The organism is Nostoc sp. UIC 10890 (assembly GCF_054786515.1).
Map to the genome: position 1 here is coordinate 2508192 of NZ_JBSGKF010000001.1, position 16380 is coordinate 2524571.

The following is a 16380-nucleotide window of genomic DNA, read 5'->3' on the forward strand; positions in this document are numbered from 1 at the left end:
TATTGTTACCAACGCGGGTTAAGGATGGAAGCAAATTTCCTGACGGCTGTTTTTCTGCCCCTAGCTCTATTTATTATCATGTTAGGCATGGGGTTAACCTTGACCCTGGAGGACTTCAAGCGAGTTGTAATCTATCCCAAAGCAGTGGTGATTGGCTTGGTGGCCCAGTTGATCATGTTGCCGATTGTGGGCTTTGGCATTGCGTCGGTGTTTCCCCTTGACCCACAATTAGCAGTAGGTGTGATGATTTTAGCAGCCTGTCCCGGTGGCGCTACTTCTAATATGATTACGTTTTTGGCCGGGGGTGATGTTGCTCTTTCTGTGACGCTAACAGCTATTAGTAGTTTCATTACGGTTTTTACGATTCCTCTGGTAGTAAATTTGTCAATGCAGAGATTTTTGGGGGAAGGAACAACGCTACAGTTACCTTTCTTAAACACTGTTTTGCAGATTGCGGTGATTACACTTCTACCTATAGCAATTGGGATGATAGCCAAGCGGTATGCACCCAGATTGGCAGATAAGGCAGATAAACCTGTGAAGTGGCTGTCTTTATTTTTCCTGGCGGTGGTAATTACTGGAGTGCTGCTGCGAGAACGGAATAATTTTGTTTCTTACGTAATAGACGTGGGTTTGGCAACTCTGGTTTTGAATGTGGTTGCAATGGCTTTAGGTTTTGCGATCGCTACTTTAACCCGATTAGGAGAAAAACGTGTTACAGCAATTACAGTAGAAGTAGGAATTCAAAATGGGACTCTAGCGATCGCGATCGCTTCTACACCTACGCTGCTGAATAGTCCTACAATGGCTATTCCTGGGGCAATTTATGGTTTGCTAATGTTTGTCACTGGTGCTGGATTTGCTTGGTGGGCTAGTCGTCGTCAACGCTTGTTGAAAGCATAAAAGTACTTTGCCTCATGGGTTACAAGTATTTGTACAAATTAAATTATCCCATCTTATTTCGTTAATGTTTTTCGCCTCTTCTGCTAAACCTATTGATGAAAATCTCAAGAATTTTGTAGACGAAATTGAAGCGCAAAGTCCTAGTTTGTCAGTTTTAGCAGCGCGTCAATTTCGTTATAGCTTACGTCAAACTCCTGTAGAACTAAATATCAAGGAACCCCGCCAGTTTAACGTCCTCGAAGAATTTATCATCCGCGCTGCTATTGAATTTCAACCTCCGCCAACAGAAGATGAATTAGCCTCTGTACTTGGGCTTGATTCTGTATTTATTAAAACTACTACTGCAACTCTTCGTTCATTACAAACTTTATCACCAACATCGCCACTAACAGTTACTCCTGAAGGGCGTTCATTTTATGAAAAAGGGTCTGTACCACAGCCACCATATCCTATACAAATTAATGCTATTACAGACTCTTTAAGCGACAAGATCACCTTTCAATCTGAATCCTTAAATGAGACAGCGATAAATTTGCCTGATTTGGCAGACTTTATAACTATTGATAATACAATTGCTGATATTGCTTCCTTACCACTTGAGAAAATACAAAAAAGTATTCAAGCTTCAGGTTTAGCACTTCATTTACCAGAAGAGGGAAAAATAGTCACTTCCTGTAAAGTGCTTGCTTCGACTCAAAAATTTTGGAGAAAGATATCGCTTTTCGTTATCTTTGATGCCCTTGAAGATAAATTGAGCATTCAAATAAGAAATGGAAAGCAAATTTTAGAGTCAGCATCCAATTGGTTAGAAGTTCTACATAATGAAGGCAAAATATCTTTGCAAGCATTATGTAAATTGTCAACCGAAGCCATGAATTTTGAACGTGAAACCATTCTCAAGCAAAAAAATACTGAAATAGAGGCTAGGCTCGAAAATATTCGCAAAAAGGCGCTAGAAACTGCCACTAAAGCCAGTGATGAAATAGATAAATCTAAAGTTCTAGGGGAAGCCGTACAGTTAAGGGATGGACAAATTAGCCAAGTTTTTTCAGAAGTTTTAAATTCGGCTAAAAGTCAAGTTATAATCTATTCTCCTTGGGTGAATCAGGCAGTTGTCAATGAAAAATTTCTCTCTCTGTTACAGAAATTAGCTAATCGCGGAGTTTGGATTTTAATTGGACATGGAATTGCGCGGCGACAAGAAGATGAAGATAAACCAATTCCGCCAGAAGTAGAGAAAAAACTTCTAGCGATCAAAACACCTGATGGTTTATCATCTGTACAGGTTTTTTGGTTGGGAGATTCCCATGTCAAAGAAGTAATAGTTGATAAAGAAATCCATCTTTACGGATCTCATAACTGGCTATCTTATCGCGGCGATTATTTACCACGAGGCGAGTCAGTTTATAAAGTTACAATTCCCCATCAAGTGCAGGAAGCTTATGAATTTCTCGCGAATCGCTTCCAAAATCACGCTCAAAATTTATGGCAAAATGCTCTAGAAAACCGCAATTATCAACTTGCAATAGAGACTTTATGTGTGTGGGGTGCGCTAGGTATGGAAGATATTGCACTCAAAGAGATACAGAAAAATAATTGGTTTGAACTTTTGCCTGTATGGTTGAATCTAGCACTACAGGGATTAAAATTGAAAAATTTATCAGATGATTCAGCAAGTTTTAAAACTGCACTTTCGTTGCTGAGTCAAGTTTCTATTGAAGAGACTTTTCTTGATCAATTACAACAGGGATGGCGGAAAGTTATCAGCGCGATCGCAATTAACCATCCCGAAACTGCTTTAAACTTACTTAGTGATGAAGTGTGGGAACAGTTTATACGTCTCAAGATTGTTCAAGAGAGTGATTCACGTAATGATTTTATTTTGTACCGTCCTTAACCCACACTAGTACCGCAAGGCGGAATTAAAAATTAAAAATTAAAAATGAAGACAGCGTAAGGGTTTTGTTGATTGGGAATGGGTGGTTTATTTCCGCCGTGCTGTACTAGGATATTTTTCATACTTCAATATTAATAATTTATCGGAAGACAGCGCAGAAATATGCCGTCTTGATTTCGCCGGGATTGGCAATTAAATGATTCTTAACCTTTGATTGACCGAAAGATAGATCCAGAGATTCGTCTTATTCGATACAATTTGTAGGTAGAGAGAGCCGAGGAGAACAAGGTGGTCTTATTAAAAGGCTTTGAGATTGAGATGTACACTGGCACGCCTCAAGGTGAAATCGTCGGTCTCTCCGACAAAATTGTTGCCGCTTTGGGTGGGTTTATGCGGGAGCCAGATAGCCGCAATGTCGAATACATAACCCAACCATCCCATAATTATGATAATTTATTGTGTGCCTTGCTGCGTCCCCGACGGGAGTTGCGAAACTACCTCAATCGTTTAGGCGATTACACCTTGATACCGGGAAGCACTTTATCTTTGGGTGGCGGCGATCGCTTTCTCCGTTCCGATCCAGCAAACCCTTATCATGACTACATTGAGAACACCTACGGAACAAAAGTAGTTACCGCTAGCGTACACATCAATATAGGCATCAGCGATCCAGAAGTATTGATGCGGGCGTGTAGGGTGATCCGCATGGAAGCACCTCTATTTCTCGCCCTCAGCGCCTCATCTCCCTTCCTTGATGGCAAAGCTACTGGCTATCACTCCACCCGTTGGGGCGTCTTCCCACAAACGCCTAGCCATGTACCATTATTTGCCAGCCACGCCGATCATATTCAGTGGGTGGAAGATCAACTCGTTGCCGGAACCATGCAAAATGTGCGGCATTTGTGGGCATCAGTACGGCCAAATGGCGATCGCCGTCCCCACGACTTGAATCGCCTAGAACTGCGAATTTGTGATTTAGTCACAGATCCCATTGCCTTGCTGGCGATTACTGCCTTATTAGAAGCGCGTTTGTTGCAAGTAATCGAAAATCCTAGTATCGATCCATTAACCCAAAGTACCTTTTCTGCTGAAGAACTCGTCACCCTGACTGCTGAGAACGAAGCTGCTGCTGCTGCTGGTAGTCTCGATGCTGATTTGAGGCATTGGCAAGATGGCAGAAGTATCTTAGCCAGAGATTGGATTTCTGAAATGTACCAAAATGTTTGGGCGATCGCCAAACAACGAGGCTTTAGCTGTTTCCTTTCCCCTTTGCACAAAATCCTCCGCGAAGGTAATGAAGCTCAACAGTGGTTGCAATTACACGCAGTCGGTTTTGATAGCCAACGCGTCATCACTCAGGCTATTATCGCCACCCAAGAGCGCGAAATCGAACTCGAAGACAAATTGTGTTCGTCATTACTGGCTTAAGTCAAGGGAATTGGGCATGGAGAAGAGGCAGAGGGGCGGGGTGCGGGGCACAGAAGGGATAAGAAAGAGGTAATTTAATTTATCTTATTCTCCCCCCCTTCCCCTTGCCCCCTGCTCCTCTGCTTCCCTTACTCCCCACTCCCCACTCCCGTCTTCATACAAATGGTAGATTCTCTTGGAGAGACTACCAGCCCTAAAAGACACAAATACTTACTTTTTCTACACAAAACTTAACATTTACTGATTTTAGCCAAATATCCTCTCAGGCATTGCTCTGGGAGGGTTTGCGCTTCGTTTTAAAAATCTAATCGATGGATGATGCTTGATTATTATTAACAAAACCTATGAATCACCTCTGCCTTTTGGTAGATTTAACATTGACAATAGATTGTTTTATACAATACGTAAATTATACGGACAATGCCTCAGGTAGTTTTAGTTAACCCCCAAATCCCTCCTAATACAGGTAATATTGCCCGTACTTGTGCAGCTACAGGTACAGAATTGCATTTGGTGGGGCCTTTGGGATTTGAAATTAGCGATCGCTACCTCAAAAGAGCGGGCTTAGATTACTGGCCTTATGTCAAGCTACACTATCACGAATCCCTAGAAGCCTTTAAAACATTACATCAGGAGCGTGGAGGTAGATGGCTGGGTTATACAGTTGGTGGAAGTTGTAATTATGTAAGCTTTCAGTTTCAACCTGATGATTGGCTGTTGTTTGGTAGTGAAACCACGGGTTTACCACCAGCAATTCTTTCAGATTGCGATGCTACTTTGTATATTCCCATGAGCCAACCGGGGGTTCGCAGCTTGAATCTATCGGTAAGTGTGGCAATTGGCTTATTTGAAACCCGTCGTCAGTTAGGCTATTTACAATAGTTGATTACCTTTATACTCATAAGTAAATATACTTATGATGTGTCCCAGAATCTATTAGACGATTTATTTTTGGCGGCAAAACTTCTCTTCTTTACTGTAATAATATGTAAAACAATATACCGAAAATTAGGTTTATTACCAAAATGTAGTGGAAGATACTTACAAACAAAGGAAGGTTATTATAAGAAATTTGTATATAAAACTTGGGGTATTGCCAAATTTGAATGATAGATTTTGATGAATTTGAAACATCCTCAATCTGGGAACAAACGCGCTAAAATCCAGTCATGTCTTACATTTGAGCTATTTTTGCTCAATGAACGGCAGAAAGCAGCCAAAAAGTAGCCGATAGTTAATACGGTTGTTTTTTAGGGAATAATCAACGTAAAGTCTCGTGTTGAGAAGACGGATTGGGTAGAAATATCTTGAAGATATCTACAGCAGGGGGCATCAATTTTCCAGAAGTCGCAGGCAGCAATTTGATTCTCAGCAGCGACTATGGACTTGGCAAATAGTTTGTTTGTCCAGTCCCCGCGATTGACGCAAGACAAGCGCGGACAATGGTAAAGAGTAAAACGTCCTAAGTGGTGTTAGGAGTGGTTCGGACAAGTAAACACAGCAAATTTTAAGTTTTGCTAACACGTGTGAACTTGTCTAAATCAGAGAAGCAGGTTAATCTTGCGTAAGCATCTCTGGTGAATGTGATCTTGATCTATCATTTGTTGTGATCTAAATCATTGACTAGTATCCAACTGAAAAATCGAGGTCAGTTAAGCGCTAGTGATCATAGGAGGTCGTCTTTGAAACGAGCATTAAAAAAGAGAGTAAAAGCTGTGTTGAACAATAACCCCAGCAGCGATGATGCCCCGGTGGAACTGCTAAATGTGATGAATCCAAAAGTAAACCGCCGGGTGCGGACAAAAGCCGCCATGATTGGCTTGGCAATCTCTATGGGAGCAACCAGCCTTTTGGTGACTCGACAAAGCGATCAAGCCCAAGCAGCAGTGCCAGTAGGCAGCCAAAAGGCAACCTCAGCGATTCCTGCTGTTCCTGACACTGAGGTGAAATTCGCCTCCACAAAGCTGGAGTCCCAAGCAGTCTCATCAGCGAGCGTGCCGGAAAGTCCTGTGATCGTGGAACCAACGGCAGTCTCACAAGTGCCTGGGCTTGAAGCTAAATGGCAAGTTGCCGCAAGTGGAATGTCTTTGCAAGTTCCTGCATCAGAAACGTTTTCCCAAGCAACAGCTGATTATAAAAATTCCCCTTACCTGAAGCCTCAAGTAGCACAGGGATTGAACAATACCTTAGCCGAAACTAGTTTCCCAACAGTCAGTAATCTGTCTGACTCTAGTGCTGATGGTTTTGGTAGTACGAATGCATCACTAACTGCCGAGCCACAAACAGTGGCAACAGCTGGCGCAGTCAACAGTGAAATAAATGCACAACTTAAGGCGCAACAAGAATTCGCACTAAATCGATTACAAGAAAAATCGAACCGTTTAAGAAAGAGTCTGGCACAGTTGCGGTCTGGAGAGAGCCAAAATTTATCAAAAACTGATATAGAGTTGGCACAGCCAACAACTGTGGTTGAGAAGACTGTATTAGCCCAATCGGATACTTCTGACGATGCCAGCAAAGCGAACCTGATATCGAGGTTAAAACAGAAGACACAGACTAGTGCAAGTGTACCAGTACCAGTTACACCAACAGTTATTGCATCTTCGACTCGAACTGCCTACGAAGTGAAGCCTGGAGATACACTAGCAGCGATCGCCAGCAGATACAACACTTCAGTATCAGAAATAGTTAAGGCAAATAACCTCAATAATCCAAATGAACTGAAAATTAGTCAAAAACTAGTTATTCCTGCTGTTCAAGTTGAGGCAACTGTAGCCACTAAGCCCACTTTTGTAGAGTCCAGCAAAACTCCAAAAGTAGCTACCTCCCCTGTGAATATTGGTAGTGCCAACTCATACCTACCTAGTTCACCATCGCCAACCATTGCCGACAACAGTAGCGTTGCTGTCCCTACACCGGTAACTGTTCAGATTCAGGCAAATAGTGCAACCGAATTAGAAACAGCACCCCCCACTGTTAGCTCTTATGGCGTTGGTGGTGACATTCCAGTGCCACAGGCTTTTGCCGAAATGCAACAGCCTAAAACAGCAGCAAATAGGGTAGCAAGGGGAAACAATAGCAATAATGACCGTTTGCGGGGCTTACAAGCGGAAATCCAGAGGTTACAGCAGAAATATCGCGCTCAACAGTCTGGAAACTTAGTTGTGCCAGCAGCAGCTACCGAAACTAATAATGCTGCGATGCTCACTCCTATTTCTACCCCCAATAATTTCCCCGTACCGAACTCTGTTCCTCGACCGAATAGTGTAGCGATACCAATTCCAGTTCCAACACCGATTCGGGCTAACTATAGCGCTCAACCAATTAAGACCCAATTCCGTACTACTGTACGCCCTAACGAGGCAATAAACCCAGAGTTCTTGCCTAATCTAGGTTCTGCTAACCAGTGGACTCCCTCTCGCACTCCATCTCCAACGAGAGTTGCAACGCCTGTTGGAAGAGTAAATTCCTCTGACTCCTTAGGAAAGATGCGGGGAACCACCGTTTCTCCACAGATACTACCGCCTTTGGCAGCAGTGGATCAGTATCTGCCCAGACCCATTGACGAACTCACTCCTCCTCCATCTTCCTCAACCATCGCTTACACATGGCCAGCAAAGGGTACTCTCACCTCTGGTTATGGCTGGCGTTGGGGTAGAATGCACAAAGGAATTGACGTTGCCAACTCCACTGGTACGCCAGTTGTCGCCTCAGCTGAGGGGACAATAGAAAAAGCTGGTTGGAACAAAGGTGGTTACGGCAACCTTGTCGAAATCCGCCATCCTGATGGCAGCACGACTCGCTATGCTCATAACAGCAAAATTCTGGTGCAAGCAGGTCAGCAGGTGAATCAAGGAGAAACAATTGCTTTAATGGGTAGCACTGGTCATAGTACTGGCCCACACACCCACTTTGAAATCCATAAATCAGGCAAGGGTGCTGTTAACCCAATCGCTATGTTACCGGATCGCCTGTAAATCTTGGCTGTCTATAACTAAATTATTGCCTTGTTAGTTGAGGGAGTTTACCTCCCTCTTTTGCTTTGTATGACCTCAACAGGGATGGAAGTTCTAACAAAATTGTAAAAAGGTCTAGTCTTGAGCAAATTTGTATGCTATATTAGTAAATGACTTGAATGAAATCTGGCTCAGTAGCTCAGTTGGTTAGAGCACGGGACTCATAAGCCTGGGGTCGTTGGTTCAACTCCGACCTGAGCCACTTTAAAAAAATACAAAAATTACAACAAATATTTGTTGTTTCCGGTTTGCTTAGGATTATAGCTATGAATGCTGATTTATATTAAATAATACAATTAGTCAGTGCTTAGGTATAGCAATATCTTAAGATTCAGCACTATTTTTTAAAGTGACGGATTACTTCGGCAACTGACCAAGCTTGAGCGATCGCACCTCTGGGTGTGTGAGGTAAATCGCCATCAAAAATCTCAGAAATAGAACCAAGACAAGCGTCATATAAGAAATGATCTAGTAAAAGTTGCCAATCAAAAGGCAGTGATTGTTGTGGGTAAAAACGTTGCCAAGCCCGAATATATGGCCCAATTAGCCAAGCCCAAACAGTGCCTTGATGATAAGCGCGATCGCGTTGCTCTTGGTTGCCCTCATATTTCCCTTTGTATTCTGGATCTCCTGGATCGAGACTGCGAAGACCATAGGGAGTAAGCAAGCTGGTAGTTGCCAAATCTAATATCTGACACCCTTGCTGTTCAGAAAACCCACAATGGTGCAGTGACAGCGCTAAAACGGCATTGGGACGAACTTGAAAATTCCGGCGATCGTCCGGCTCAATAGTATCGTACAGATAACCCAGCTGAGAATTCCAGAACTTTTGCAGCGAGGTTTTGACGTGTTGCGCTTGTTGAGCATAACGCTGTGCTTGCTTGGTGAGACGCACTGGTTCACCAAAATCAAGTTGGCTCAAGCGTTCTGCCCACTGACTCAACCAACATAAAGCAGAATACCACAGCGCATTGATTTCCACTGGCTTCCCGTGACGGTGAGTGACAGGGTGTGAATCAATTACCACATCCATCCAAGTGAGGGCTACACCACGGGCATCCCAACTAATTAGCCCATCAGTAGCATCAACTTGAATATGGAAATGTGTACCACCAACAAATGCTTTGTAGATTTGCTGTACTACGGGGAATTGCTCTGCCAAAAATTCCCAGTCTTGGGTAGCTTCTAGATAAAGTCCTAAAGTTTCAACCCACCACAACGCCGCATCGATACTGTTATAAATTGGTTCACCATTGATATCAGGAAATACATTAGGAATCAAACCCTGGCGACAATAATGCCCAAAAGTCCGCAATACTCCTTTTGCCAAATCAAAGCGCTGGGGAACTAGTGCCAACCCCGGTAAGGCGATTAATGTGTCACGTCCCCAATCATTAAACCAGTGATAACCAGCAATGACCGTGGGGCCTGCAATTGAGGCTCGATAGACGATAAACTGATCGCTTGCTTTGAGTAGTTGTTGCCAGATTGGGGAGTGGACATTGGGCATTGTGCATTGAGAATTATTCCCCTGCTCCCCTGCTCCCCTGCTCCCTCTGCCTCTCTCTCTCCATCCAAAAATCTGTGAGAGCCTTGCTTGTTCTGCCTCCACGGCTTCTGCAAAGGTTTTGGGGGTGAGAACGCCTGACACCGAGTCAGGAAAACCTACTCGTGCCTCTAGAGTCACAGCATCTCCTGGTTGGAGTGTTACTATCAAGTAACCAGGACTATAAAGGTCTTCCTTGTCGCCTAATCCCCGTTTCGTCTCCTCAGACAATCCATAATGCCAATACCAAACGGCATCTGGTTGATAATTTCCTTGTGTCCAGCGCAAGTGCCAAGGTATACCGAAGCGCCCAGCATTGATTGCTTGTAGACAGATTTGCTGTTGCCCTAACAATTGTGAAAACTTTAATTCTTCACTAGCAGTCTGCTGGTGGTGAAAGTCACGTTCTGCTATCAACAGTCGCAACCGTAAAATAGCTGTTTCGGTTCCATCGTAGCGATACTGGATTAAAGTCCTATGGCAAAATTGGGCATGGGCGGCATTGGGCATTGGGCATTGGGCATTAGAGGGGCGGGGTGCGGAGTGCTGAGGAGAGAAATTTTCATCCTGCTCTCTGCTCCCTGCTTCCCTGCTTCTTCCCCAGTCTCCAGTCCCCACCAAGCCATAAGGCATCAGCAATTGTCTGGTTAACTGCCAGTTATCTTGTCCCCAAGTCCATTTTGGAACTGGGTTAATATCAAAGCAGCGTAGCAGTTTGTAGCCTGTCGGCTCAATCTGACCGTTACCCCAAAAATTTGTCCCCAGTGCCACAACTTTCCCTAATACTTCTAAGCTAGCTTCTAGGTGCGAAAACAACAGAGTCCGCCCAGAGGGTGGATTTGTAGCGGCAAACAGCCAACCATGATAAGTGCGGGTGCGGACACCAGAAACCGTACCACTGGCAAAACTTCCCAAGCCATTGGTGAGCAACCATTCTCTTGTATCTAAATCAGACATTTGCTACTCAAAATCGTTATGAGTATGATATAGTCGTAACAGATCGTAATTAAACTGTGAGAGCGTGGATGGGTGAGTTTACTTAACCCAAATTTCAACGCTACTAAACCGATAAAGGAGAATTAGGTTAATGTCCCTTACTTACGGAACCGAAGGAAGCCTCCGCGTTGGTCAGCAAGCTCCCGATTTCACAGCAACGGCTGTGGTAGATCAGGAATTTAAGACAATCAAACTTTCCGATTATCGCGGTAAGTATGTCGTCCTATTTTTCTACCCACTAGACTTTACCTTTGTTTGTCCCACTGAAATCACAGCATTTAGCGATCGCTACGAAGAATTCAAGAAAATCAATACAGAAGTCCTTGGGGCTTCCGTTGACAGTGAATTCTCCCACCTCGCTTGGATTCAAACAGATCGTAAGTCTGGTGGTGTCGGCGACCTAAATTATCCTCTAGTCTCTGACATTAAGAAAGAGATTAGCGCCGCTTACAACGTTCTTGACCCAGCAGCTGGCATTGCCTTGCGTGGTCTGTTCATCATCGATAAAGATGGTATCATACAGCACGCCACCATCAACAACCTAGCTTTTGGTCGCAGCGTTGATGAAACCCTGCGGACATTACAAGCAATTCAGTATGTTCAGTCTCACCCCGATGAAGTTTGCCCAGCTGGTTGGCAACCTGGTGACAAGACAATGAACCCTGATCCAGTGAAGTCTAAAGTTTACTTCTCTGCTGTCTAAATTTCCCTAGCTAGCAAACTCTAATCCATCCTGTTGGAGTTGAGAGCAAAATCAATGAAAACCACAGATAGACAGAGATAAACATTAAACAATGTCAACCTCCGTATTTATCTGTGGTTTTTTTATAAAATGATATTTACAGAATCAACGTTAAAAAGATATCAGTTTTAACAAAGATTGTGACTTATGAAGCGCCCAAAAGCTTATCCAATAAATCTTTGATAATCCAAAATCCAAAATTTTATTATGCTTACTTCAACTGATTTTAGTGGCTTATTAAATGAGCGATTCTTCCGCAACTTTTTGCCAGTTCCAGCTAGCAATAAACTCAGGTTGGGAGTGGGAACACCAGACTTTCAATTGCCAGATATTACCAACGGAACATTAGTAAAGTTGTCTGATTATAAAGGTAAGCAACCAGTGTTAATTGCCTTTACTCGGATCTTTACTGAAAAACAATATTGTCCCTTTTGTTTTCCTCACATTAAAGCTTTAAATGAAAACTACGATCAATTCAAAAATCGTGGTATAGAAGTTTTAATGATTACTAGTACCGATGAACGGCAGAGTCAAATAGTTGTGAAAGATTTAGGCTTAAAAATGCCGTTATTGAGTGATCCTAGCTGTCGATTATTTCGTACCTATCAAGTAGGACAAGCACTGGGAGCGCCTTTGCCAGCACAGTTTATATTAGATAAAGAGGGAAAACTCCGTTACTGGCATTTATTTTCTTTTTTGGATCACAATGCTAGGGTTGAGACATTGTTAGAACAATTCAATTGAATCTAAGGCAAGAGACGCGATGAATCGCCGTCTCTACAATAATCAGTCTTTTGTCTTGGCGGCGATTTATCGCGTCCTTGGGATCTAAAATTTTCATCAAACAACCTTAAGCGAACTGTATTGGAGTATAAGGTGTAAGATTGACAATGTTCGGCCTACTTATAAAGCTGTGAGGTTTTCTAATGCTGACACTTTATCACGCGCCAATTTCTCCCAACTCGCGCCGCGTCTGGATTACTCTGCTGGAAAAAGGACTTGAGTTTGAATTGGTAGAGATCAAACTGAATGGGGAGCAATTTAAACCAGATTTTTTAGCAATTAACCCTTTCCATCACATTCCAGTTTTGGTAGATGATGGCTTTAATGTAGTGGAATCTTTAGCAATTCTGGACTATTTAGAGGCAAAATACCCTACACCTGCGATGTTGCCTAAAGATGCCAAGGATTTAGCGATCGCACGCATGGTACAACTGGTAACAGTGAATGAGCTTTTGCCAGCAACCACCACGTTTTTACCTCAAATATTAGGATTTCCTGGAGCAGATCCAGAAAAAATTGAGCAAGCGAAGCAGAAAATTTCAACCGTGCTGCAGTTTTTTGAAAATTTATTAGACGATCGCCCTTACTTTGGTAGTCAAAACCTCACTCTCGCCGAAGCTGTAGCTGGGACTGTAGTACCTTTGATGCCAATGGTAGGTATATCTTTGAGTGAATATCCAAAATTAAAGGCTTGGCGCGATCGCTTAATTGTACGTCCATCGTGGCAAACTACCGAGACTACACCGGAAGCAATGGAAGCTTTTAAGTCTGTCATGGCGGCCAGAATAGCGCAGAAAAACTCAGGGTGAATTCATCAGCAGTAGAGACGCGAAACAGCACTTCCTGCTGCTTTACTAATGCGTCCCTACAAATCCAAAATATTCACAGCCTGACTTGGTTCAAATGACTACGGGGATTATAAGTACGTATAGCGCGGATTTTTTCATAATATTCCCGCTCTTGTTGGCTGAGGTCTTTTGGTGGAACGATCGCCACCTTCACTAACTGATCGCCGCGTCCACCCTTGGCCAGAGGCCAACCTTTGCCACGTAAACGCAGAGATTGACCAGAACGTACCCCTGCTGGTAGCTTGACATTAACTGAACCATCGGGAGTGGGTACATCAATAGATGCTCCCAAAGTAGCTTCATCTGGTGTGATTGCCACTTCGCACATCAAGTTATCGCCTTCCATTTGGAAGAACGAGTGCGGCTGAAGTTCAACTTTTAAGTATAAATCTCCACGTTGTTGAGTCATGGGGTTGATTTGACCTTTGCCCCGCACGCGCAGGCGAGTACCAGTTTTAGACCCAGATGGGATGCGGACATCTATTGTTTCGTTACCTAAACTGAACCGCTTTTGCACACCATTAAATGCTTCAGCAAAAGTTAAAGTGATCGCAGCTTCACTATCCTGGTTAGTACCTGCACCTGCATCTTGAAACCCAAAATCGTTAAAGCCGCCAAAACCACTTGGCGCACCCGTAGAAGTGCGGTAAGAGTAACTTTGTGAGTTACTTTGTCTTCCACCACGAGGGGCTGCACCACCAAAGCGTCCTAGCAACTCATTAATAAACTCATCAAAATTGCCGTATTGACTGAAGTCAAAGTTACCCATATCGGCACCAACACCGCCAGATGGGAAACCTTCACCAGCTTGTTTCCAATATTGACCGAATTGGTCGTATTTTTTGCGTTTATCTGGGTCTGACACAACTTCGTAGGCTTCGCTAACTTCTTTGAAGCGTGCTTCTGCCTGTTTGTTGTTTGGGTTGACATCAGGGTGATATTTGCGAGCTAGTTTACGAAAAGCTTGTTTAATTTCCTCTGGACTGGCAGTCTTACTAACTCCCAAAATAGCGTAATAGTCCTTGAAGTCGGTTGCAGCCATCTACCAGCCTCCTATAGAAATTCCCGTTATGTTTTTTTTTAAGATGAGAGATATTTAATTTGTCTGGTATAGTGCCAAACAAAAAGAATCTGATTTTAAATTAACAAAAAATATATAAAATCAAGTGTGGTTCTCGCTCACTAAGCGATCGCAATTTCCGTACTCTGATTTTTCTGATAAGCGGATCAGGTTATCTAGTCCTTCTTCTAGGCTTGGGGGAGCATCCCGGAGTTGACGGTGCATCCGCAAAATAATTTCTTCTGGAACCCGGCGCGATCGCCTTTTATTACGTGCCAAACACAGCCAAACTGGCGTGTCAACCCAAATTCCCGTAATCTGGCTAAAGCCTAAATTACGAGCTAAAGCAATGACCTCACGACGATGACGGCGCTGGGCGTTGGTGGCGTCGAAAATAGCTGTATTCTCGGTGGAAATAGCTTGCTGAAATTGTCGCTCAATTTCGCGCCAAATCAGCAGCCACGGCCCCTGAACGGCTTGGGAACCAAACAATTGCCCCCGGATGACATCCGTAGAAATCAGCGACATCTGGGGGCATTCTGCCAGTAATTGTTTTGTCAAAGTTGACTTACCACTACCTGGAAGACCAATCAGCAAAATGAGTTTAGTCATTAGTCCTTTGTCCTTTGTCTTTTGTTGCTTGTAACTATTAACCAATGACTAATGACTAATGACTAATGACTAAATGATGGTTCCATCAGGAATTACAGCATTTTTCAGCACGACGACGATGCCACTGCGGATGTAGAAACCTTGATTTTCCCGTTCAGCTTCTTGCACGTTATCTTTATTAATAATTTTGACATCGTGACCGATGCTGGCGTTTTTATCGATGATGGCACCGCGAATAATCGAGTCAGTACCAATACCTACAGGAACGTCACCTTTTTCTACATTGCATTGGCGTTCCACAGAAGGTTGATAAAAATCTGCACCCATGATCAAAGATTCTTCAATTACACAGCCAGATTCAATCCGCGATCGCACTCCCAATACTGAATGTTGAATGCGGCAATTTTTCAAAATGCAACCTTCGCCGATAATTGATTCTGTTACCTGACAATCTAATAGTTTACTCGGAGGTAAGTACCGAGCGCGGGTATAAATTGGTGCTTTTTCATCGTAGAAACTAAAAGGTGGCAGGGGCTGCTGAGTTAGGGCTAGATTGGCATGATAAAATGCCTCAATTGTTCCAATATCTTCCCAGTAATCATCAAAAAGGTAAGCTTGAACGTTGTAATCTTTAGAGGCATCTGGAATAATTTCTTTACCGAAATCAGTCCTTTCTGTACCTTCTCTCAACAACTTGAACAAAACCTCTTTCTTAAAGACATAAATCCCCATTGAGGCGATGTAAGGCTGTTGCTTGGCTTGTTCTTTTGATAATCCCAGTACACTTGTATCAACTTGCATTTGGGTTAATGCTTCGCCTTTAGGTTTTTCGCTAAAATCAATTACCCTACCGGAGTCATCGATTTTCATCAAACCAAAATCTGAGGCGCGGCGCTCATCGATGGGGATGACTGAGAGAGTAATATCAGCCCCCGTTTCCCTATGGCGCTGGATAAAGTGGCGATAATCCATGCGGTAGAGGTGATCGCCTGAGAGAATTAGATATTCTTCTACATCCCATTCTTCCATTAACCACAGATACTGACGTACAGCATCGGCTGTACCTTGGAACCAGTTAGGGTTTTCTGGCGTTTGTTGTGCAGCTAGTACTTCCACAAAGCCTTCGTTGAAGCCAGTAAAGTTGTAGGTACGGGCGATGTGACGATTCAGAGAAGCTGAGTTGAATTGTGTCAGGACGTAGATTTTGAATATTTCGGAATTTATGCAGTTACTGACAGGGATATCGATTAAGCGGTACTTCCCCGCTACTGGTACTGCTGGTTTAGCGCGTAGTTTGGTTAGCGGGTAAAGCCGAGTACCCGCGCCACCACCAAGAATGATTGATAAAACTTTTTTCACAAAATTTCTCCCAGCTGCCTTTCAACTCTCACTCTCAGTTTAGGACTGTCTGCCACCACAAGTAAGGGGGATCATCTGATTCTTTGGGATGAATTTTACAGAATGCTGGTAGTGTAATAAGTAGAAATATAGAACATTTGTATTCATTGGTATGAAGAATTGGGGCGATCGCAGCGCCAACACCTCCGAT

Annotated in this window: 12 protein-coding genes and 1 tRNA gene; 9 read left to right on the forward strand and 4 right to left on the reverse strand. The window is 43.4% G+C overall.

Annotation, left to right across the window (positions count from 1 at the left end; genetic code table 11):
- Positions 1 to 24 precede the first annotated feature (24 nt).
- From ACWATR_RS09825 to ACWATR_RS09850, 6 genes are all read left to right on the forward strand, one after another.
- Positions 25 to 903, forward strand: a complete 879-nt coding sequence (locus ACWATR_RS09825) for a bile acid:sodium symporter family protein (RefSeq protein ID WP_460331819.1) — start codon at positions 25 to 27, stop codon at positions 901 to 903.
- Positions 904 to 967: 64 nt separating this feature from the next.
- Positions 968 to 2800, forward strand: coding sequence for a hypothetical protein (locus ACWATR_RS09830; RefSeq protein ID WP_460331821.1), 1833 nt, complete (start codon positions 968 to 970; stop codon positions 2798 to 2800).
- Between the two features lie 288 nt (positions 2801 to 3088).
- The gene (gene gshA, locus ACWATR_RS09835; RefSeq protein WP_460331823.1) at positions 3089 to 4228 is read left to right on the forward strand and encodes a glutamate--cysteine ligase; all 1140 of its coding nucleotides are present in this window, start codon (positions 3089 to 3091) and stop codon (positions 4226 to 4228) included.
- 420 nt (positions 4229 to 4648) lie between these two features.
- The gene (locus ACWATR_RS09840; protein WP_460331825.1) at positions 4649 to 5110 is read left to right on the forward strand and encodes a tRNA (cytidine(34)-2'-O)-methyltransferase; all 462 of its coding nucleotides are present in this window, start codon (positions 4649 to 4651) and stop codon (positions 5108 to 5110) included.
- An 800-nt stretch (positions 5111 to 5910) separates the two neighbouring features.
- Positions 5911 to 8205 (forward strand): peptidoglycan DD-metalloendopeptidase family protein, encoded by a 2295-nt coding sequence (locus ACWATR_RS09845; RefSeq protein WP_460331827.1) that lies wholly within the window; start codon positions 5911 to 5913, stop codon positions 8203 to 8205.
- Positions 8206 to 8372: 167 nt separating this feature from the next.
- Positions 8373 to 8446, forward strand: a tRNA-Met gene (locus tag ACWATR_RS09850).
- A gap of 135 nt (positions 8447 to 8581) precedes the next feature.
- Here ACWATR_RS09850 and ACWATR_RS09855 read toward each other — a convergent pair.
- Positions 8582 to 10747, reverse strand: coding sequence for an amylo-alpha-1,6-glucosidase (locus tag ACWATR_RS09855; protein ID WP_460331829.1), 2166 nt, complete (start codon positions 10745 to 10747; stop codon positions 8582 to 8584).
- A gap of 130 nt (positions 10748 to 10877) precedes the next feature.
- On the opposite strand from ACWATR_RS09855, the gene ACWATR_RS09860 reads away from it, so the two are divergent.
- The 3 genes from ACWATR_RS09860 (at position 10878) to ACWATR_RS09870 (ending at position 13120) form a co-directional block, all read left to right on the forward strand.
- On the forward strand, positions 10878 to 11489 hold the full coding sequence (locus ACWATR_RS09860; protein ID WP_069068387.1) for a peroxiredoxin: 612 nt from the start codon (positions 10878 to 10880) through the stop codon (positions 11487 to 11489).
- 246 nt (positions 11490 to 11735) lie between these two features.
- Positions 11736 to 12272, forward strand: a complete 537-nt coding sequence (locus ACWATR_RS09865) for a peroxiredoxin family protein (protein WP_460331832.1) — start codon at positions 11736 to 11738, stop codon at positions 12270 to 12272.
- 182 nt (positions 12273 to 12454) lie between these two features.
- A complete protein-coding gene (locus ACWATR_RS09870) occupies positions 12455 to 13120 on the forward strand; it encodes a glutathione S-transferase family protein (protein ID WP_460331834.1) in 666 nt (221 codons plus the stop codon).
- Positions 13121 to 13193: 73 nt separating this feature from the next.
- Here ACWATR_RS09870 and ACWATR_RS09875 read toward each other — a convergent pair whose 3' ends face one another.
- From ACWATR_RS09875 to ACWATR_RS09885, 3 genes are all read right to left on the reverse strand, one after another.
- The gene (locus ACWATR_RS09875; RefSeq protein WP_460331836.1) at positions 13194 to 14201 is read right to left on the reverse strand and encodes a DnaJ C-terminal domain-containing protein; all 1008 of its coding nucleotides are present in this window, start codon (positions 14199 to 14201) and stop codon (positions 13194 to 13196) included.
- A 120-nt stretch (positions 14202 to 14321) separates the two neighbouring features.
- Entirely contained in the window at positions 14322 to 14831 is a 510-nt protein-coding gene (locus ACWATR_RS09880) for an AAA family ATPase (protein WP_460331838.1), read from the reverse strand.
- A 69-nt stretch (positions 14832 to 14900) separates the two neighbouring features.
- On the reverse strand, positions 14901 to 16190 hold the full coding sequence (locus ACWATR_RS09885) for a glucose-1-phosphate adenylyltransferase (protein WP_181931667.1): 1290 nt from the start codon (positions 16188 to 16190) through the stop codon (positions 14901 to 14903).
- Positions 16191 to 16380: the final 190 nt, after the last annotated feature.

Coding starts and splice junctions, on each gene's coding strand:
- ACWATR_RS09840 (WP_460331825.1), top strand. CDS start 4,649: ATGCCTCAGGTAGTTTTAGTTAACCCCCAAATCCCTCCTAATACAGGT.
- ACWATR_RS09830 (WP_460331821.1), top strand. CDS start 968: ATGTTTTTCGCCTCTTCTGCTAAACCTATTGATGAAAATCTCAAGAAT.
- ACWATR_RS09875 (WP_460331836.1), bottom strand. CDS start 14,201: ATGGCTGCAACCGACTTCAAGGACTATTACGCTATTTTGGGAGTTAGT.
- ACWATR_RS09855 (WP_460331829.1), bottom strand. CDS start 10,747: ATGTCTGATTTAGATACAAGAGAATGGTTGCTCACCAATGGCTTGGGA.
- ACWATR_RS09880 (WP_460331838.1), bottom strand. CDS start 14,831: ATGACTAAACTCATTTTGCTGATTGGTCTTCCAGGTAGTGGTAAGTCA.
- ACWATR_RS09865 (WP_460331832.1), top strand. CDS start 11,736: ATGCTTACTTCAACTGATTTTAGTGGCTTATTAAATGAGCGATTCTTC.
- ACWATR_RS09825 (WP_460331819.1), top strand. CDS start 25: ATGGAAGCAAATTTCCTGACGGCTGTTTTTCTGCCCCTAGCTCTATTT.
- ACWATR_RS09860 (WP_069068387.1), top strand. CDS start 10,878: ATGTCCCTTACTTACGGAACCGAAGGAAGCCTCCGCGTTGGTCAGCAA.
- ACWATR_RS09870 (WP_460331834.1), top strand. CDS start 12,455: ATGCTGACACTTTATCACGCGCCAATTTCTCCCAACTCGCGCCGCGTC.